Origin of the sequence: Allobosea sp. AK1 (assembly GCF_006714945.1) — a bacterium.
GTDB lineage: Bacteria > Pseudomonadota > Alphaproteobacteria > Rhizobiales > Beijerinckiaceae > Allobosea > Allobosea robiniae.
Genome location: NZ_VFMG01000002.1, coordinates 39,400 through 57,293, shown reverse-complemented (window position 1 = coordinate 57,293; position 17,894 = coordinate 39,400). Strand labels below are relative to the sequence as shown.

Genomic DNA, 17,894 nt, shown 5'->3' with positions numbered 1-17,894 from the left:
ACCGGGCACTACGATGGTCACGCCGGCTCTCCCCGTTTGGGCGCCATCGGTCACTATATAATCTTTGTAAACTTCGTGCTACATATCTTCCAGATCTGTAGTGCGAAGGTGGCAAATGCCGACTCCTCACAATCCTCCTGCCGCTGTGCGGCGCGCCCTGCGCAAGCTTGGGGCGGACATCCATGACGCCCGCCGCCGCCGCCGGCTGCCCATGGCGGTCGTGGCGGAGCGCGCCTTCACGTCCCGCTCCACCCTTCAGAGAGTCGAAGCCGGCGACACCAATGTCAGCATCGGCATCTATGCCGGTGTCCTCCAGGCGCTCGGTCTCCTCAACGGCCTGGGCCAGGTTGCCGACATCAGCCACGATAGCGTCGGGCAGGCCCTCGCGAGCGCCGAGCTGCCAAAGCGTGTCCATCTCAAGCGGCCGACCGGACCGTCCCGTGATGGCTGATTTCGAGGTCCATATCGATCTCGAAGGTCGCACACGCCGGACCGGGCTGGCGCGGAGCAATCGCGTTCGCGGCGCCGAGACCATCCTCTTCGAGTATGACGGCACGTGGCTGGAAGACCCCGACGCCTTCTCGCTTGAACCCGCCCTCGCTCTGGGCCGCGGCGCCTTCGCGCCGCCCGCCGGCCTTGCGACTTTCGGTTCCATCGGCGATTCGGCTCCCGACACCTGGGGCCGTCGCCTCATGCAACGTGCCGCGCGCCGCCTTGCCGAACGCGAAGGCCGTGCGGTCCGCACGCTCGCGGAGAGCGATTATCTCCTCGGCGTCGCCGACGAGACCCGATTGGGCGCGCTGCGCTTCCGCTGGGCTGGCGACGACACCTTCCAGGCGCCGATCCGCGCGGGCGTGCCCGCCCTGATTGAACTTGGTCGCTTGCTTCAGATCACCGAGCGGATTCTCCGGGACGAGGAGACGGACGAAGACCTTCAGCTCATCTTCGCGCCCGGCTCCTCCCTTGGTGGTGCGCGGCCCAAGGCGTCGGTCATCGATCAACACGGCCATCTCTCCATCGCCAAGTTCCCGAAAGAGACTGACGATTACAGCATGGAGACGTGGGAGGAGATCGCGCTGCGCCTTGCGGGCCAGGCCGGCATCGTCACCCCCACGCATGAGTTGATCGACGTTGCCGGCAAGAAGGTGATGCTGTCGCGACGCTTCGACCGGCGTGGGGCAATCCGTATTCCATTTTTGTCGGCCATGGCGATGGTGGGCGCCCGGGACGGCGAACGCGGCAGCTATCCCGAAATCGTCGATGCCCTCGCCGAACATGGCGCGCAGGGCAAAACCGACGCCCATGCCCTTTATCGGCGCGTCGTCTTCAATGTGCTGATCTCCAATGTCGACGATCATCTGCGCAACCACGGCTTCCTGTGGCTCGGAAAGGCGGGATGGTCGCTCTCCCCCGCCTACGACCTCAATCCTGTCCCGACCGATCTCAAGGCGCGGGTCCTGACGACCAACATCGATCTCGACGAAGGCACCTGTTCGCTCGATCTGCTGGAGGCTGCTTCCGAGTTCTTCGCTCTGACACTGGTGCAGGCCCGCGCGATCATCAAGGAAGTCGCCATCGTCACCGCGACCTGGCGCGACACCGCGAAGGCGGTCGGCGCGCGCGGCGCTGAAATCAACCGCATGGCCAGCGCATTCGAGCACGACGACCTGAACCGAGCGCTGGCCTTATGACGAGAACCTTCCTGCACAGTTTCGACCCGCCGACCGCCAATCCCGTCACCGGCCCCACCGTCAACCTTGATGTCGCAGCCATCGAGGACGCCGGTATCCGGGAAGTGCTGCAAACGCCCGGCGCGGCCTATGGCGCATGGTCCATTCTGGATGCGTTGCTCACCCCAACCGGCTCTGGGACGCCCTTCATCTTCAAGGAGCCGCTTGGTCAGGCCCGCGAGGTGAAGGTGGCCTTATCTGGTCTGTTCGGGCGCTTCATCGCCCGCGCCTACCTTGAACGGTACTTCAACCTGTCGATCTTCGCGCATCTCGGCAGCCGCGTCATCGATCTCGACGGGCGCCGAAAGGTGAGGATCAAGCGCCTGTCCCGAGGTGATCTGCCTGACTGGATCGCTTGCGCCTCCGACCTATCCTCCCTGACCGTCGCGGAGGCCAAGGGCTGCCATGATGCGGGAGGCCCGGCAGCGGCGTTGGCCCGCGCCTGGAAGCAGGCCGCGCGGATTGATGTGACGGCCCGAGGCCGCAAAGTCACCGTGAAGCGCATCGCCGTCGCGACACGTTGGGGCATGGCCGTCTCCGGCCCGGCCGATGCCCACCTCTCGGTCAAGAACCCCGTGGACGAGGGCGAGCCCGTCAAGCCGGAGGAGAAGGACGCACTCTTCATTGGGCTGCTCCGCCTCCACATCGCCAATCTGATCCGGCCACTCGGTCATGCTGAACTGTCGGATGTCCTGAAGCGCATGACCCATCAGCCCTTCGCCAACCGGCTCCGGGCTGATCTCCAGACGGCACGATCACTGCTCGATGCCGCCCCGGTGCAGGATGTTGAAAAGGCAAGCGCGATAGGTGGGCTTGTCGGTGGAATCGTCACCCGCGCCGGACCTGTAAACAATGCCGATATCTCCGGCGCCGATCAGGAAGCGCTTGCCCGCCTCAATCTCCGGCCGATCTTCGTCGGGATAGACCGGGATCTCATCCGCGCCGCCATCGATGCCGAGCCCGAGGCAGTGCGCGTCCGGCTAACCGAGACCGCGCAGCCGGACGACTTTGCACGGTCTGATCGTGCGGGAGGCTGGATCGTGCCGCTCGGACAGGAACGCCGGATCATCGGGGGAACCTGAGATGATGATTGCGAGAGCGAAACTTAAAAACGAGGCCTGTGGCGGCAGGTAAAGGTCAGGGGGAATCATGGACGGACAAGACGGCGATCTTTCGAACGAAGCAGCAGCTCTTGCCGACATTCTGAAATGGTCGGCGGATTTGCCGGCTTGGCAGCGCGATGCACTGCGGCGACTATGTAGTCAGCCCAAGCTAGAAGGCGCCGATATCACGACGCTTGTTAGCATCTGTAAAGCCACCGAACAGGGAACGCCCCTCGACGCAAGCCACGTCCGGGATCCGGCGGCCAGCCATGCCGCTGTCAGCCTTGGCGCCCTTCACGGCCTGTCGCACGTCAACGCCCTGGCACCCGGCGAGCGGCTATCCTTTGGCAAAGCCGGCCTCACGGTCATCTACGGTGACAATGGCGCAGGTAAGTCGGGCTATGCCCGCGTTCTCAAGCAGCTCTGCCGCGCGCGTTCGCCGAAAGGCGACGCGATCCTGTCCAACATCTATGCAGCCAGCCCCGGCACTCCCGCCGCCAGCATCGACTTCTTTATCGGCGGACAGAAGCGAAGCGCGTCGTGGACCCAAGGTAGCGCACCGGACGCCATGCTTTCCGCCGTGAACGTGTTCGATTCTCGGACTGCCAACGTCCATGTCGAGAACACCAACGATCTCGCCTACACACCGTATCCGCTCCGCATTCTCGCCGGTCTCGCGCAGGCCTGTCAGGACGTAAAGGCCAAGCTGGTCGCCGAGACAAAGACGCTCCACGAGCAGACGCCGGCTGTCCTTTCCAAACCCGAATGCAAGCAAGACACCGCAGTCGGCAAGCTGATCACCAGCCTGTCGGGCAAGACCAAACCAGAAGCTGTCGAGAAGCTCGCCGGCCTATCGCCCGACGAAGAAGCGCGCCTCCAGACGCTCACAACCGATCTTTCAAGTGATCCGGCCCGGACCGTTCGCCAGCTTCAGGGCCAGGAAAACCGCATCAATACCATGGTCAGCCAGCTCGAGCGGCTGGCTGCGACCGCCACGGATAAAGCATGGACCGCGCTCAGCGCGTCCCACACGCATTTGTCGAACGCGCGCTCCGCCGCGGCGGCCGCATCCGCAAATCTCTTCGCCGATGAGCCGCTGCCGGACATCGGTTCTGACGTCTGGAAGGTCTTGTGGGAGGCCGCCCGCGATTATTCGCGCGCATCAGCCTACCCGGATCGGCCGTTTCCGGTAACGGAAAGCGGCGCCCATTGCGTCCTCTGCCAGCAGCCGCTCAGCGAGGAGGCCGCGCGACGGCTCCGCAGTTTTGAGACCTTTGTCCAGGACGAGAGCAAGCGCCGCGAGCAGGAAGCCGCTGACGCCTATGACGAGAAATGCCAAGAGGTCTCGTCGAAAGCCGTCTCGATGACCGATCTGCTGGCGATCGTCGCCTTGATCCGGGATGACATCGGCCAGGAAGAACTGGCGGTCACTCTTCGCCACGAAATCCTGCGACTGGCCTGGCGGCTGCGCGCGCTTCTGAGAACTCACCATTTGGCGGCGATGCCGGCCCTTCCGTCCGCAGCAGTCCCTTCCGTTGCTCCTTTGCGCACGGTGCTCGATGATATCGCCGTGCGCATTACCGGCCTCCAGGCCGAGGCCAATTCTCCACAGAGGGCAGCGCTCATCGCGGAGCGTGATGGCCTCACCGACCGCAAATGGCTCGGTGTGGTGAAAGCCGATGTGCTGGCCCAGATCGAACGCCTCAAGGCCATCGAGGCGATCGAGAAGGCCAACAAGGACACGGCGACGAACAAGATCACGACCCAGAGCGCCCGTATCGCACAGGCGCTTGTCACAAACCGTCTCCGTGGCCAGTTCGCCATTGAGGTAAATAAGCTCGGCGTCGCCGGTCTGGCCATCGAGCTTCAGCAGGCGAAAACCAGCGCGGGCGTTCCCTTCTTCCAGGTCAGGCTCATCAACAAGCCGAACGAGCCGGTCGGTAAAGTCCTGAGCGAAGGCGAGCATCGTTGCGTGGCGCTCGCTGCTTTCATGGCGGAGCTTTCGACCATCGACGCCCAGTCGGCGATCGTGTTCGACGACCCCGTCTCCTCACTCGACCATTTGCACCGTGATAAGGTTGCCGCCCGACTGGCCGAGGCTGCGCAGGCTCGGCAGGTGAACGTCTTCACCCACGATATGGCCTTCTTGCTCCTTCTTGATGAAGCCTGCCGAGCGACCAAAGACCGGGAAGCGACGCCGGTGGCCTATCGGCTGATCAGCCGCGGCGCCGAAAACTCCGGCTACTGTCACCAGGAGCCGCCGGCCAGCGTCATGCCGCTCGACAAAGTGATCGAAGGGATGAAGACGCATCTTGCGAACGTGAAAATCCATCACGAGCGCGGCGATCAGGCGAAGTGGCTTCGCGAGGTAACGTCCTTCCAGGATCAACTTCGCACCACGTGGGAACGCGCTGTCGAGGAAGTGGTGGGGCCGGTGATCCGCCGCTTGTCGCGCAAGGTCGACACGACGGGGCTCATCAAGCTGACGGTGCTTACCGACGCTGATTGTACGGTGATGCGGGACGCCTTTGGGCGGTGTTCGGCGCTTCTCCATAGTCAGCCCGGTGAAATCAATCCGCGCTTGCCAGCCCCGGCTCTGATCGAGGGCGAGATCGATGTCCTTGAGAAATGGATCGCCGACGTCCGGACTCGTCAGGACAAAGCAGCATGAAGTGATCCTAGCTGAAGCGGGTGTCCAAGACCGTCCTTGCTGTCTGTGCTCCAAGTCAGCGGCCATCGTCATGCCTGCGGCGCCGGCGTCGGCGCGGTATTCACCCATGCCTCACCGTGAGCCTCCATTTGTTGCTTCGCGCGATCGAGGGCCTCTCGTGCTTCCGGCGTCAGATCAGCGAGCATCGCATCCGGAAGCAATTCCAGTTGCTCGGCCAGGGCCCCGCCTGAATTCGCCTGGATCAGGGCGGAAATACTGACGTTCCTGGCGCCCGGACGTATTGGAAGTGCCAGCAATCGCTGAGGGGAGGGTGAGGGTTCCGTCGTTCGTTCCTCGGCCTTTGCGACTTTCGGGAGCTTTGCCGCTTCTGTCGGGCGCCCGGGTCTGAGCTCGACGATATCGTCTGCGCCGTTCTCTTCGGGATGCTTTGGAAACGGCTGCGCCTCCTGTTCCGGCGGTGGCGGCGTCTCCTCAATGATCACGCCTAGTCCATCGAGTGCTGGCGGAGAGGGAGCGGCAGGTTCGGCCGCCGTCTCGCGACCGACGACATGTCGTATGGGAGGCAGCACCTCAGGCTCGACGAGATCGATGGGCGGGTGGGAGGCTGCCGGGATGGTTTCCCGAGCAACCTTAGCCTTCACCTCCGCTAACGATGCGAGCGGCTGCGCTTCCCAGGCGGGGAGGGGCGGGACTTTAAGGCGCCGGTCGCGGAAGCGGCGATAGATCGTTTTGAAGGGCGCATCGCGGAAATACCTCAGCTTGCCGATCACGAAGCCCGGAGCGTTCGGCACCAGCACGATCGCACGGTCCGACGGCATCTGGCGCAATTCCTCGGCGGTGCGCAAGGCGCGCTCCTGATAGCTGACGCTCTTGTCGCGGGTCGCGAAGATGCCTTTGCCGGCGCGGATGATCGGGGTGCGCACCTCGATCGTGGTGGAGCCGAGCATCTTCGAGACGTATTCCGATGTCTCCAGATCGTTCATGCGGATGAAGAGCTTGACCTGGCAGGCCGAGACGGTGGTTTGCCGCGTCGCCTTGCCATAGAGCTCGTCAAGCTGGGCGAGGTCCTGAAGGATCAGGACCATGCGGAAGCCATAGCCGGCATTGATCGTGAGCTTGGAGACCAGTGACTCCATCTTGCCGAGCTGGCGGAACTCGTCGATCACGATCAGCACCTGATGGGGTTCATCCGGCCCGGGCATCGCGGTCATCAGCACATCGTGGATCTGCTGGATCAGGATCTTGATGATCGGCCGGAAGATGTCGAGCTGCGCGACCGAGCAGCCGATGAAGATGGCCATTGGATCTTTGCGGAGCTGCGCGATGTCGAAGTCGGTGCTCGCGGTCGCGGCCGCGACGAGATCGTTGGTCCAGGGGTTCAGCGCGGCGGTCAGGTTGAAGAAGGCCGAGTTGCGGGTTTCCTTCTCGAGCGCGATGAACTGGTTCAGACCCTGGACGACCCAGCTCGGCAGAAGCGCCTGCTCATCGTCGCGGATATTGGTCAGCACCCGAAGAAACTCGACGCCTGTCGCGGTCAGGTTGGAGACGGCGCGAAGATGGCGCTGGCCCTCGTAGCGCGGGCTCGCGATGACATAGCCGATCAGGGCAGTCAGGAGCTGGCGGCCGGTCCGCGCCCAGATTTCCGAGGATCCGGTGCCCTCCGGAACAATGAAGGAGGCGACCACGGCTGCATCCGTCGCCATATGCGCATCGCGACGGATGAAGTCGAGCGGATTGAAACGGTGCGTTTCCCGCTCGCCGGGGGAGAACATGAATACCTTGTCGCCGAGCGCCTGGCGATGAGCGCCGATCGCTTCGAAGAGCTCGCGTTTCGGATCGAACCAGACCGAGGATCCGCGCCAGTTGTAGCCATTCGGGATGACGAAGCTGACGCCCTTGCCCGAGCGGGTCGGGCCGACGACGAGGACATGGGACGGGTCGTCCGAGATGATCGTCGCACCGCTCAGCCGGCCGAGGATCAAGCCATGCCTGGCCAGAAGCCCCTTCCGGCCGGCATCCATGAGATTGCCGAAGCGCGCATTGCCGTGGTGGGTGGGCTTGCGCATTACCACGGTGAAGAGGGCGATTCCCGCAGCAAGCGCGATTGTCGCGCCGCCGGCGAACAGCCCGCGGAGGATCGTCTCCGAGCGTGTGGCCGGATAGGCGAGGCGCTGCGAAAAATGCTCGAAGGCGACGAGCAGGGCACCTGGATCGCGACGGCTGTTCTGGTACTGAAGGAGCGCCCAGCGCGATTTTCCCTCGCCAGGCAGAGTGGGATTCCAGCGCGCGGTGACGACGAGCTCGTAGGCGAGGCTGGTCAGGAGGAAGGCGGCGATCAGTGCAAGCAGCGCGATCAGCAGCCTAGACGCGTAGACTCGCGCCATGGCCAGGCCCCTTTCTGGCCGCCTGCCAATCGGCCATGCGGTTGAAGAAGATGGCGGACGTTCCGCGCCAGCCACCGCGACGGGTCTGCTGGATGACGATCGGCAGGACCGAGCGGATGTAGTCGACGATCTCCGATTTCCGCAGGCCGAGGCCGGCCTGCATGACCATGAGCGCGAGCTGCTCGAAGGCGCCATGCGGGCTGTCGGCATGGATGGTGGTGATCGAGCCGGGGTGACCTGTATTGACGGCGCGCAGGAAGGAATAGGCCTCGGCTCCGCGGATTTCGCCGAGGAAGATCCGATCCGGACGCAGGCGCATGGCTGCCTGCAGAAGGCTCTCGATCGTGACGCGCGCCTGACCCTGATCGCCCTTCGAGGCGACGAGCGGGAGGTAGTTCGGCTGGACCGGCTTCACCTCGCGCGTATCTTCGATGGTGATGATCCGCTCGGCCGCAGGCACCTCGTGCAGAATGGCGTTGAGGAAGGTCGTCTTGCCCGATGAGGTTCCGCCCGAGAGAAGGATCGAATAGCGCTCAGCCACAGCGAGGCGGATGAAGTTTTCGATCTCACCGGCGTCGAGATATTCGCACAGGCGGATATCGGTCGCGCTCAGCGCGTTCGGATCGCCGATATCGATCGCCTCGAACGAGCCGCGCTTGCGGTATTCCTGAAGGCGCATGTCCTTGACGACCTGCTTGCGGATGGCGAAGGCGCCGCCGTTCGTCGTCGCCGGCGGCAGCACCCCCTGGAAGCGCTCGCCATCCGGAAGGGCAGCCGAGAGCAAGGGATACTCTTCGTTGACGGACTGCCCGCTGAAGGCGGCGACCCGTTCCATCAGATGGCGCAGCGCTACACGGTTCAGCTCCGGCACGTCATGGCGCTCCATCTCGATGCCCCCGGCGACCTCGATCCAGACCTCTCCCGGCCGATTGGCGCAGATCTCGACGATCGAATCGTCGGCGAGCCAGCGCCTGATCGGCTCCAGTGCGCGGCTCAGAAAGACGGTTCGAGTCGTATCGCTCATTGGTGTGGGCCGCGATTCGCATAATGGAAATTATGGAATATATTCCTAGTATCAGATTTATTTCACAGGGCGTGCTCGGGCGCGCTCTTGCCGGATTTCCCGCAAAGCCTCCTTCACCGGATCCGGGTAAAAGGCCGAGAAATCGAGATCGCGCCGGACGAAGACCATGATGCGTGAGCCCTGGTCGACATGGATCGTCGGCGGAATGTTGATGGAGTCGCGCAGCGCCTCTTCCGCAATCCGGTTCAGCGTCATCGAGACCTGCTGCGCGCCAATCTGGCGGGCGTAGAGTGAGGTTTGGTTCGGCTGGCCCTGTACGAGCACCGGCTGTCTGGTGGCCGGATCGATCGTGCTGTACTGGTTCTGACCGGACTGGTTGTCCTGGCCGAGATTGGCGATGAACTGCGCCGCGCCGCCCACGAGGCTGAGCAGGATCGCCGAGCCGAATTTTTCGACCCAGTGTTTGTCGACGATGCCGGTCATGCCCGCCCGGCCGAGCGCGTCGGTTCCCGTCGAGCCGAGCTGTACGGAGACCCCATCGCTTCTCAGCATCCGCGTCCAGACGATGAAGACGCGGGTCTGACCGGTGCTCAGGCCACTGCGATATTCGCCGATCAGGCGCGAGCCGGCCGGGATGAGAATCCGGCGGCCATCGAACGACCAGACATTCTCGGAGACGACGGCGCGCACCATGCCGGCGAGATCGCTCTGGATCGCCGTCTCGAGCACGCCCTTGATCATCGTCCCCTGCGCGACCAGGGCGTCGATGCGCGGGTTTTTGGTCGCCTCGGAGATCTCGACGCCGGCCTGCCCGGTGCGCGCCAGGAAGCGCCGGTTCGGATCATCTTCGGTATTGTCGGCCGCGATGGGTCCACCACCATTGCGATTGGCGGCCCTGGTCTCACCGGGGGCCCCGCCGCTGTCAGCCACGAGCTGGCCCGCGCGCAGGCGCTCCCATCTCTTGCGTTCCTCCTCTGCCAGGCGCAAGCGCTCTTCCTCGGCCAGCCGGCGCGCTTCGCTGTCGTCGGGCACGGTCGCCTCCTGGATCGGCGGCTGAAGGGGCGGCGGCGGTGGAGGCGCTTCGATTGTCGTCGGCGGTTGAACAGGAGGGGGAGGCGGAGGCTCGGGCGCTGGCGGCACAGTGATGGTGCCGTTGTCGAGCTGCGGCCGCGGCCTGTCGATCGAGGGAGCCGGAAATTGTGTCGTTCGGAAATCCTCGGTGTCTGGGGTCGTGATCGACGGGCGTTCGGGGGCCCGGATCGCCTTGTAGATCATCCAGCCGGCGACCAGGATCGCGCCGGCCGGAACCACAACCTTCAGGAAGGTCCCGGCCCGTGAGGTGCGCGCTGCGACCACACTCCCGGCAGCCTCCTCGGCCAGAGCCCGGTATTCGTTAGGAGATGGCATTGCGGGTCCTCACCGGACGCGGCTTTGGGCCACCGATGCGCTGCGGCGCATGAGGCTCCAGACTCGTCGGCTCGTTCACATTGTTGAGGCGCATATTGAAGATGCAGGTCGCGTCATCGCCGTTGCGCAGCGTCCACTGGTAATTGACCCGATCGACGACGAGATATTCTCCCTCCCGCCGGAAATTGATCAGGCTCTCGTTGCGCTCGGCATCGACGACATAGATGGCCGGCGTCTCGCGGGCCGGATCGAAGCGGAAGAAGGTCTTGGTGCCGTCATCGAAGATGACGAGCGGCTTGTTGGCCGAGGAGCCCTTATAGCCATAGGCCGAGTTCACATTCTCCGCCCGCAGATTGCGGAGATTGGGCTGCGCGGCGCGCTCGCGCGCCTGCGCCAGCATCGCGGCATTGTCGCCCTCCTCATCGGGATAGCGGAAGACGATCGAATAGACCTGCTGCGCGACGGGGCGGAATTCGCCCTTCAGGATGAAGACGTAGGAGCGCTTGTTGGTGAGCACGTTGAGATTGGCGTGGGCCTCCTTCTCGACAGGCTTCACGAAGAGGACGTTGCCCTTCTTGTTGGGTTCGATGCGCCACGCCAACGCATCGCCGGCGCCCAGCGTCTCGATCCGCTCGTCCTCGGCGAAGGTGATCATGGTCGAGGCGCCATAGGACGCCTGCACCGAGACGACCTCATCCTTGTTGTACCAGACGTAGCGGATACGGCTGTCGCGCGGCCCCGACCGGGGGCTGAGCTCCGCGGCTGCCGGGAGGACGAAGAGGACGACCTGCATGACCAGGAGACCAAGCGCACTGATGCGCGCGACAGCCCTCATGGCCTGGCCCCTTCGGGTGAAACTGTCTCCTGGTCGCGCCGATATTCGAGGACCTGGAATCCGAGCGGGTTCTGGAAACGGTATTCGTTGCGGGCAGGCGCCGAGGTGTAGCGGAAGCGGATCAACGAGACCCAATGCCGAGTGACGATGTTGGTCTGGGATTTCTCTTCGGTCGAGAACCTGACCAGCGATGTGCGCTGGTTCGGGAAGGTCACCGATTTGACGTTTGCCGCGACGATCGTGTTCGAGCCGAGAATCTTGATCGGGTTCTGCGGGTTGGCGGGGCTATAGAGCTCGACGAGCTCGCGCGAGGCGTCGCCCGAGGAGAGAAGCTGCGCCAGGTCGAAATTGTCCTTCAGCGCCTTGGGATCGTAGGTCTCACGCGCCTTCACATAGCGCACGAGATCGAAGGTCGCGATCGCCTCGTCCTGCTGCAGCGGCCCTTCTGCAATCGGCCGCTTCACCTCGACGAAGCCCGTCGAGCGGTCGACCACCACCATATAGGGTTCATAGGTCTTGAGCGGCAGAGCCAGCACCAGGGCGCCGAGCGCAGCGACCGCGATCACAGACATGACCAGCGCGATCGTCCAGGCGATCGAACGGGACCAGCGGTTGCGGCGGGCGATGTCGTTCTCCCAGATCGCCGCGTCGCTGTAATACGGCAAGGGCGGCGTCCGCCCCTGGGCCGCGCCGGCGGCCTCGCTCACCATCTCCGTCATGCCTGTTCCTGACCGCTATGCGGTTTCTGTGAGTTTCTTCGCCAGGCGCTTGTAGTCAGCGCTCTGCTCGAACTCCCGTTGCGTGTAATGGAGCCGTGCCCGCGCCCGTCCCGCGCTGCGTTCCGCGGGCGTGGTCCAGCCTGTTCTGTCGAGCAGCTTTCGCCCAAGCGCGCTGCCGCCCATGGCGGCGCCAAATGCGCCGATCCGGGAGTACATGCCGCCAAATCGCGGCGATTGGACCGCGATGCCCCCGGCGATCGAGGCGGCAACCATCGTGATCTGCGAGAGCAGCAGGATGCCGATCACGCAGATGACCACGAGCGGCGCAGCTTCGGTGAAGCTCGTCGCCACCTTCGCGTTCGCCTGGTTGACCGCGTCGAAATAGCTCTGGCTGATCGAGATGAAGAAGGCGCAGAAGCCGTAGACCAGAATCTGCACGCAAACATATTGCACGATCGAGGATGCCCAGCCTGAGAAGAACCGGCTCGTGTAGCCGAACAGCAGGAGGACGATGAAGATCGGCGCAAGTGCCAGCAGCAGCCAGAGGAAAATCTTGGCGAGAATGATCAGGAACAGCGCGTAGCCGACAAGCAGCGCCCCGAAAATCAGGATGACCGCCCCAAGGACATAGCCGCCGAAATTGAGCACGCCGAGATTCTTGATGAAGCTCGTCGTCGAGCCCGCGAGCGAGTCCCACATGTTCTGGAGCCCGGTCTGTACGCCGTTGACCGAATTGAGCCCGGCCGAGGTGCCGGTGACGTTGGCGCTCACGCTCGTCAGCATCGCGTTGCCGATGGCGGAGGGACCCTCGTTCAGCATCTGATAGGCGAAGGTTTGAAAATCGTTCCAGCTCGTCGCCAGCGCATAGATCGCGAAGGCGCGCAGGAGCCGGAACATGATCTCGGCGGGATTGCCCTGCGCGGTTCCCGACCAGATGCCGTAGGCCCAGATGATCACATAGAGCGTCAGCAGCAACCCCGCGACGCCGACCTGACCCCCGCCCGTCAGGGCCGACGCGAGGTTCTGATAGGCTTGGCTGACGAAATTATTGCCGAAGCGGTCGACGGTCGAGAGCAGCGTCGTGATGTTGAAATTCAAGGGCCGGGCTCCGTGCTACCGCACTGGCGCCGCGTTGACGGGCCGCATGGGGCCGCATTCGTCGGCGGCGATCGGCTTGCCGAGCCCGAGCGACGAATAGGCCATGGGTACGATCGGCGGGCCTTCGTCGCGCGAACACGGCGCCTTGAGCGGCTTGACCCCGCACCCTCCCAAGAGCGTCGACGCCAAGGCGCAGGCCGCAAAGAGGCGCCCTCCCCTCATCGCTGTGCCTTGTACTCGAGCGCGCGTGTCGCCTGCGAGATCATGGTCATGCGGTCGATATTGGGCTGGTTGGCGGCGGCGGTCGCCGTGTTCACCGCGCCGATGAGCTCGTTCACGGTGAGCCCGGTCTGGACCATGATCTGACTGTTCTGGTCGACGCTCCCCTTCAGGTCCGGGGCCTGGCCGATCATGCCGGCGCCTTGCTTGAAAGATCCGCTACGGGTCTGAACGCCCGATTGCGTGGAGTCGACGAGGCCAGTGATGGTGCCGGCCGTATTGACGAGCTGGGAATAGCTTTTATCCATCGGGCTGGTCTGGCCGCTGATCAGGCCGGAGATCGTCTTCACGAGCTGCAGGCCGTTGATGAGGCCCGAGACGATGTTCTGTGAGCCGCCGCCCATTCCGGCAAAGGACAGCGATCCCCCGGAGATCACGCTGCCAAGGGAGGGCGCGCCGCCCATCGAGAAGCTGCCGCCACCGAGTGCGATCTGGGAGAGCTGCCCGGCCTGGCTGGTGCGATCGCCGGTCACCGCGGCAAGCGTCTTCTGGGTAAACTGCATGATCTGCCGGTCGGCGGCGAGGATGTTGTTGGTCGTCGTCGCGATCTCCTGCGCCTTGCGCAGGTTCGCGTTGTCGATCACCGGCGTCTGGGCCGCGGCGGCGGCTGCGAAAAGCATGGCCGCGACGCTCACACACAGGGTCTGGACGGAATTGCGCATCACGATCGCTCCCTTCGTGTTCAGCGAGATTGGTACTGTCGGACCGCGGCCATGAGCTCATCGCTCGACAGTGGCTGTCGCGCAGCATTCGCCTGCGCGGCTTCGCGTTCGATCGCAAAGGAGACGTTGCCCGCCGTGTCGTTGTAGCGGCGGGCAACGCAGCCCGACGCCGGCGTCGTCCCGTAGGGCGTCGTCGAGCAACCCGACGCCACACACGGGCTCGCGGCCGTCCCCTCGCCTGTCATTCCGGTCGGACACAGGCTGATCGTCTGCGGTGGCCGCGATTGCCGGTCGACCGATGTCGGCAGGGTGAAGCCGCGCGTTCCCTGGCTCGTCATCGAGGCGGTGGCGAGATTGGGCAGATTGAAGGCTTGCGTGAGGAAAGACACGCCGTGGATGGTCTCGTTAAAGGTGAGCCCCGTCTGCGTGCGGATCGCGCTGTTGCGGTCCAAAGCCTCCATCAGCGTACTGTCCGAGCCGACCTCACGGCCCATGCGCTCGAAGACCTGACGGTTCGGTTGGAGCGAGGCCTGCACCGTCTCCATGCCGCCGATGACCTGGCCCGTGCCTTCGCGATCGGCGCGAGGCCCGGCCGTCCAGTCGGCCGCTGGTTGTGACCCGGTGCCGGTGGATCCCGTCGTCGTCGGTTTGGCGAAGGCCGGAGACGTCCTGATGGTCGGATCGGCCCGATCGCGGGTCGCCGCGCCGCGGCCGGCATCGGGCTTCTGCGTCGGGCTCGTGACCGCATTATCCTTCTTCGGTTTGGTGACGGAACAGTTGATGCCCTGCGCGTATGTCTGGGTCTTGCCGGTGATGAGCTTGATCGCGACCTTCTTGGCGGACTCGTCCGTGCGCCGGTCGAGGATCGCCCCGTCATTCACCGGCACGGCAGCTTGGGTGACACCGGCAAGCCCGGTCGCCAGCAACACAAGCGCGAGTGTTTGTGCCCGCATGATCAGTCCCTCCCCATGAAGATCGGCAGCCAGACATGCGGATCGTCACCGACCCGGGCGCGCAGCGCGTCGAGCTCGGCGACCGTTTCCGTGCGGCCCGACAGCACCTTGATGAGCTCCGGCATGCCGCGGAGATTGAGGCGCGCGATCACGCTGTCCTGGTCGTGCTTGATCAGGAAGGAGCGCGATTCTGCTGGCGTCGTGCGGATCCAGTGCACCTCGCGGGCCGAGAGGCGGAAGGCGCCGCCATAGGATGCCTCGTCGGCTTTAGGGTTCGGGAAGAAGATGTTCGTCGCCGATTGCTCGATCAGAGTATGCGCGAGCTTGGAGTTCACGATATCGGCTGCCGATTGCGTGCCGAAGCCGATGACGCCGTTCTGTTTGCGGATGGTCTTCAGCTTGTCCTTGATGAAGTAGCTGAAGACCTCGTCATCGAGGAGCCGCCAGCCCTCGTCGAGGAAGATCATCACCGGCTGACCGTCCAACAGTTCGTCGAGCCGATGAAAGATGTACATCAGCGCCGCCGTCCGGTTGACGGGATCGTCGAGGACGCTGGTCATGTCGAAGCCGAAGATCGAGGACATCGAGAAGCTGTCCTCGGCATTGTTGAACAGCCAGCCGCGCTGGTCCTCACGGATCCAGGGCTGCAAACGGGCGTAGAGATCGTCGTCGCCAGCCCGCATGGCGCCACGCATCAGCTCGGCGAACTCGTCGAGAGTCCGTCCCTCTGGCGGCGCCGTCAGCACCTGCGTGATTGCGTTGCGGATCACCTGCTCCTCGCGGGTCGAATGACTGACACTGTCGGCGCGGCGGAGCATGAAGCTGAAGAGCTGGAAGAGGAATTCGCGGTTGGCGCCGTTGTCGGAGAGGCGCAACGGATTGAACCCGGTCGGCTCGCCGGCACGCAGGACCTCGTATTGCCCGCCGAGCGCGCGCACGAAGATCTCCAGGCCCCGGTCCTTGTCGACCAGCACCAGTTTCGGCCGTGGCTGCACGCGTTGGGCCTGGGCCGAGATGAAGCCGAGAAACACGGTCTTGCCAGAGCCCGATGGCCCTGTGACCGTGAAATTACCGAGATCGCGGACGTGGAAATTGAAGAAATACGCGGTCTGGGATGTCGTCTCGAGAACCGAGATCGGTGTGCCCCAATGCGTCCCGCTCGCCTGGCCACTCGGATAGTTATGGAGCGAGGAGAACCCGGCCATGTTCTTCGAGGAGATCATGGAGGAGCGAGCGACATAGGAAGCATTGCCGGGGAGCTGTGCCCAGAAGGCCGGTTCGCAGTTCAGGTCCTCGCGCACCCAGATCGCCGAGACATCCGTCAGCGCCGTGCCGCAATCGGTGACGCATTTCGTGACCTCGTCCATGTCGCGGCCGAGGCAGAGCACGCTGAGATGGTGGCGGCCGTAGATCGATTCCGACGACAGGAGCTCGTCGCGCGCATCCGAAAGGTGCTCGGCGACGACCGAGCCGGCCTCGTCCGACATCTCGATCTGCCGACCGACCCGCTCGATCTGCGTCATCGCGATCGGCTTGTCGATGATGGCGAAGGACTGCGTGACGATGAACTCGTGCGGCACCCGCAGCATCGGGTTGAGCATCCCCGGGCCGGTCAGCGCAGGATATTCGCTGACCGAAATCATCGCCCCGAAGCGGGTATCCTCCGGCGAGGCGCCGCGTATCTCGACGGCGTTGCGGCCGAAGAACAAGCGTTTCATCGACAGTGCTTCAGCGAGCTTCATGCGCGGCAGCGCCATCGGGCGTGGCATTCCACCGTTCACGAGCTGGACAAGGAATTCCAGCGACTCCGAATGCCAGACGCCGCCGCGCTCGACGACCCGCAGGACCCGAGCGCCATAGGCCTGCAGCGTCTCGCGCATGGCCGTCATCACGTCGGACAATTCGTTGACGGCTTGCTCCTCACTGAGCGAGCGGCCGTCCGCGTCGTGGCGCCCGAACAGCTTGCGCAACACGACATCGACCGTGCCGACACTGCCCTGGAGTTCTCGCCGGACGACGGTGAGATAGATGTCGTTCACGAACATCCGCCGCTGGCGTAGGCCGGCGGTGTAGCGTTCGTCGAGCTGGCGACAGAAATCGTTGTCGAAGGTCGAGGCGATCGAAGGCTTCACCTCGCGCCGGACGATATGGGTGTAGAGCGCGTAGCGCGACGAGCCCAACGCCCGCAGGAGATCGTTGCGGCCGAGCAGCCGCGAATTGACCTCGCTGATATCGGCCGTCTCGAAGCAGAAGCCGGAGAGGTGCAGGAACGACATGATCATGCCGTCATCCGTGCAGATCGCTTCATCCGAGACGTGTCGCGAATAGGGGATATGCGCGGCGACTGGGTTCTCCCGCCGGGAAACCGCACCAAAGCTCAGCTCGTCCCGCAGCGCTCGCGCGATCGCCATGGCTAGACCCGGTAGCTCGTGGCGCCCCAGAACCCCTTGCTTCGGGGCGGGATCTTCCGGCCGCGGATCAGCATGATCTCGAAGATCGCCGGATCGCGCACGATCATGATCCGACCGATCGCATAGAGCGGCAGGATGGTCAGCAGCATCAGGAGGTTCTTGGTGACGAGAAAGATGACGGATGAGACGACGCCGATCAGCATGAAGAACTGATAGGGCACGCCGAGAAGGCTCGGCGGCCGGGTCAGGCCTTTCACCAACGGCGTGATCAGCGGCTGGTCGAGATCGTCGGTCATCGCGTCACCTGCCGACGGCCGACTGGAAGAACTGGACGATCTGGGCCGATCCGAACACCAGGACGATGCCGAAGATCACGGATCCGGCGAAACCCCAGGTCAGGCGGGCAACGAAGGCCATGAGGCCGCAGGCGATGACCGCGAGGACCGCAAGCGACGTCGCGATTGGTCCGGTCAGCGTGTTGACGAGCGTCTGCAGCGTACTCTGGACAGGTTGAAGCTGGCCGCCGCTCTGTGCCAGAGCCGGGGCCGCCAGTGTCACCGTGACAGCGCTTGCCAATGCGATCCGTTCGATCCAGCCCTCAAGCCTCATGGTCTTTCT

At 64.1% G+C, this 17,894-nt stretch carries 15 protein-coding genes; 4 read left to right on the top strand and 11 right to left on the bottom strand.

Features of this window, described 5'->3' with window-relative positions:
• Window positions 1-115: 115 nt before the first annotated feature.
• The 4 genes from FHT98_RS25400 (at window position 116) to FHT98_RS25385 (ending at window position 5,504) form a co-directional block, all read left to right on the top strand.
• Window positions 116-451 (top strand): helix-turn-helix domain-containing protein, encoded by a 336-nt coding sequence (locus tag FHT98_RS25400; protein WP_142115920.1) that lies wholly within the window; start codon window positions 116-118, stop codon window positions 449-451.
• Window positions 444-1,691: a type II toxin-antitoxin system HipA family toxin gene (locus tag FHT98_RS25395; protein WP_142115919.1), complete on the top strand. Its 1,248-nt coding sequence runs from the start codon at window positions 444-446 to the stop codon at window positions 1,689-1,691. The genes FHT98_RS25400 and FHT98_RS25395 overlap by 8 nt, the downstream gene beginning before the upstream one ends.
• Entirely contained in the window at window positions 1,688-2,812 is a 1,125-nt protein-coding gene (locus tag FHT98_RS25390) for a hypothetical protein (protein WP_142115918.1), read from the top strand. The genes FHT98_RS25395 and FHT98_RS25390 overlap by 4 nt, the downstream gene beginning before the upstream one ends.
• Before the next feature lie 67 nt (window positions 2,813-2,879).
• A complete protein-coding gene (locus FHT98_RS25385) occupies window positions 2,880-5,504 on the top strand; it encodes an AAA family ATPase (protein WP_142115917.1) in 2,625 nt (874 codons plus the stop codon).
• 68 nt (window positions 5,505-5,572) lie between these two features.
• Here the strand turns inward: FHT98_RS25385 and FHT98_RS25380 are convergent, their stop codons facing one another.
• From FHT98_RS25380 to FHT98_RS25330, 11 genes are all read right to left on the bottom strand, one after another.
• Window positions 5,573-7,888: a type IV secretory system conjugative DNA transfer family protein gene (locus FHT98_RS25380; RefSeq protein ID WP_142115916.1), complete on the bottom strand. Its 2,316-nt coding sequence runs from the start codon at window positions 7,886-7,888 to the stop codon at window positions 5,573-5,575.
• Entirely contained in the window at window positions 7,866-8,912 is a 1,047-nt protein-coding gene (virB11, locus tag FHT98_RS25375; protein WP_142115915.1) for a P-type DNA transfer ATPase VirB11, read from the bottom strand. Before virB11 ends, FHT98_RS25380 begins: the two co-directional genes overlap by 23 nt.
• A gap of 57 nt (window positions 8,913-8,969) precedes the next feature.
• Window positions 8,970-10,319, bottom strand: a complete 1,350-nt coding sequence (gene virB10, locus FHT98_RS25370; protein WP_142115914.1) for a type IV secretion system protein VirB10 — start codon at window positions 10,317-10,319, stop codon at window positions 8,970-8,972.
• A complete protein-coding gene (gene virB9, locus FHT98_RS25365; RefSeq protein ID WP_142115913.1) occupies window positions 10,306-11,154 on the bottom strand; it encodes a P-type conjugative transfer protein VirB9 in 849 nt (282 codons plus the stop codon). The genes virB10 and virB9 overlap by 14 nt, the downstream gene beginning before the upstream one ends.
• Entirely contained in the window at window positions 11,151-11,873 is a 723-nt protein-coding gene (locus FHT98_RS25360; RefSeq protein WP_142115912.1) for a VirB8 family type IV secretion system protein, read from the bottom strand. Before FHT98_RS25360 ends, virB9 begins: the two co-directional genes overlap by 4 nt.
• Before the next feature lie 15 nt (window positions 11,874-11,888).
• Window positions 11,889-12,971, bottom strand: a complete 1,083-nt coding sequence (locus FHT98_RS25355) for a TrbL/VirB6 family protein (protein WP_142115911.1) — start codon at window positions 12,969-12,971, stop codon at window positions 11,889-11,891.
• Window positions 12,972-13,189: 218 nt separating this feature from the next.
• Entirely contained in the window at window positions 13,190-13,912 is a 723-nt protein-coding gene (locus FHT98_RS25350) for a conjugal transfer protein (RefSeq protein ID WP_248309354.1), read from the bottom strand.
• A 20-nt stretch (window positions 13,913-13,932) separates the two neighbouring features.
• Window positions 13,933-14,865 carry a hypothetical protein gene (locus tag FHT98_RS25345; protein ID WP_142115910.1) on the bottom strand — a complete coding sequence of 311 codons (933 nt, stop codon included), beginning with the start codon at window positions 14,863-14,865 and terminating at the stop codon, window positions 13,933-13,935.
• Window positions 14,866-14,867: 2 nt separating this feature from the next.
• Window positions 14,868-17,276 (bottom strand): VirB4 family type IV secretion/conjugal transfer ATPase, encoded by a 2,409-nt coding sequence (locus FHT98_RS25340; RefSeq protein ID WP_142115909.1) that lies wholly within the window; start codon window positions 17,274-17,276, stop codon window positions 14,868-14,870.
• Between the two features lie 2 nt (window positions 17,277-17,278).
• Window positions 17,279-17,572 (bottom strand): VirB3 family type IV secretion system protein, encoded by a 294-nt coding sequence (locus tag FHT98_RS25335; protein ID WP_142115908.1) that lies wholly within the window; start codon window positions 17,570-17,572, stop codon window positions 17,279-17,281.
• A gap of 4 nt (window positions 17,573-17,576) precedes the next feature.
• Window positions 17,577-17,885: a TrbC/VirB2 family type IV secretion system protein gene (locus tag FHT98_RS25330; RefSeq protein ID WP_142115907.1), complete on the bottom strand. Its 309-nt coding sequence runs from the start codon at window positions 17,883-17,885 to the stop codon at window positions 17,577-17,579.
• Between the last annotated feature and the right edge of the window lie 9 nt (window positions 17,886-17,894).

What these genes read in the sequence shown, in the direction of transcription:
- FHT98_RS25400 (WP_142115920.1), top strand. Translation starts at nt 116, where the DNA reads ATGCCGACTCCTCACAATCCTCCTGCCGCTGTGCGGCGCGCCCTGCGC.
- FHT98_RS25395 (WP_142115919.1), top strand. Translation starts at nt 444, where the DNA reads ATGGCTGATTTCGAGGTCCATATCGATCTCGAAGGTCGCACACGCCGG.
- FHT98_RS25390 (WP_142115918.1), top strand. Translation starts at nt 1,688, where the DNA reads ATGACGAGAACCTTCCTGCACAGTTTCGACCCGCCGACCGCCAATCCC.
- FHT98_RS25385 (WP_142115917.1), top strand. Translation starts at nt 2,880, where the DNA reads ATGGACGGACAAGACGGCGATCTTTCGAACGAAGCAGCAGCTCTTGCC.
- FHT98_RS25380 (WP_142115916.1), bottom strand. Translation starts at nt 7,888, where the DNA reads ATGGCGCGAGTCTACGCGTCTAGGCTGCTGATCGCGCTGCTTGCACTG.
- virB11 (WP_142115915.1), bottom strand. Translation starts at nt 8,912, where the DNA reads ATGAGCGATACGACTCGAACCGTCTTTCTGAGCCGCGCACTGGAGCCG.
- virB10 (WP_142115914.1), bottom strand. Translation starts at nt 10,319, where the DNA reads ATGCCATCTCCTAACGAATACCGGGCTCTGGCCGAGGAGGCTGCCGGG.
- virB9 (WP_142115913.1), bottom strand. Translation starts at nt 11,154, where the DNA reads ATGAGGGCTGTCGCGCGCATCAGTGCGCTTGGTCTCCTGGTCATGCAG.
- FHT98_RS25360 (WP_142115912.1), bottom strand. Translation starts at nt 11,873, where the DNA reads ATGACGGAGATGGTGAGCGAGGCCGCCGGCGCGGCCCAGGGGCGGACG.
- FHT98_RS25350 (WP_248309354.1), bottom strand. Translation starts at nt 13,912, where the DNA reads ATGCGCAATTCCGTCCAGACCCTGTGTGTGAGCGTCGCGGCCATGCTT.
- FHT98_RS25345 (WP_142115910.1), bottom strand. Translation starts at nt 14,865, where the DNA reads ATGCGGGCACAAACACTCGCGCTTGTGTTGCTGGCGACCGGGCTTGCC.
- FHT98_RS25340 (WP_142115909.1), bottom strand. Translation starts at nt 17,276, where the DNA reads ATGGCGATCGCGCGAGCGCTGCGGGACGAGCTGAGCTTTGGTGCGGTT.
- FHT98_RS25335 (WP_142115908.1), bottom strand. Translation starts at nt 17,572, where the DNA reads ATGACCGACGATCTCGACCAGCCGCTGATCACGCCGTTGGTGAAAGGC.
- FHT98_RS25330 (WP_142115907.1), bottom strand. Translation starts at nt 17,885, where the DNA reads ATGAGGCTTGAGGGCTGGATCGAACGGATCGCATTGGCAAGCGCTGTC.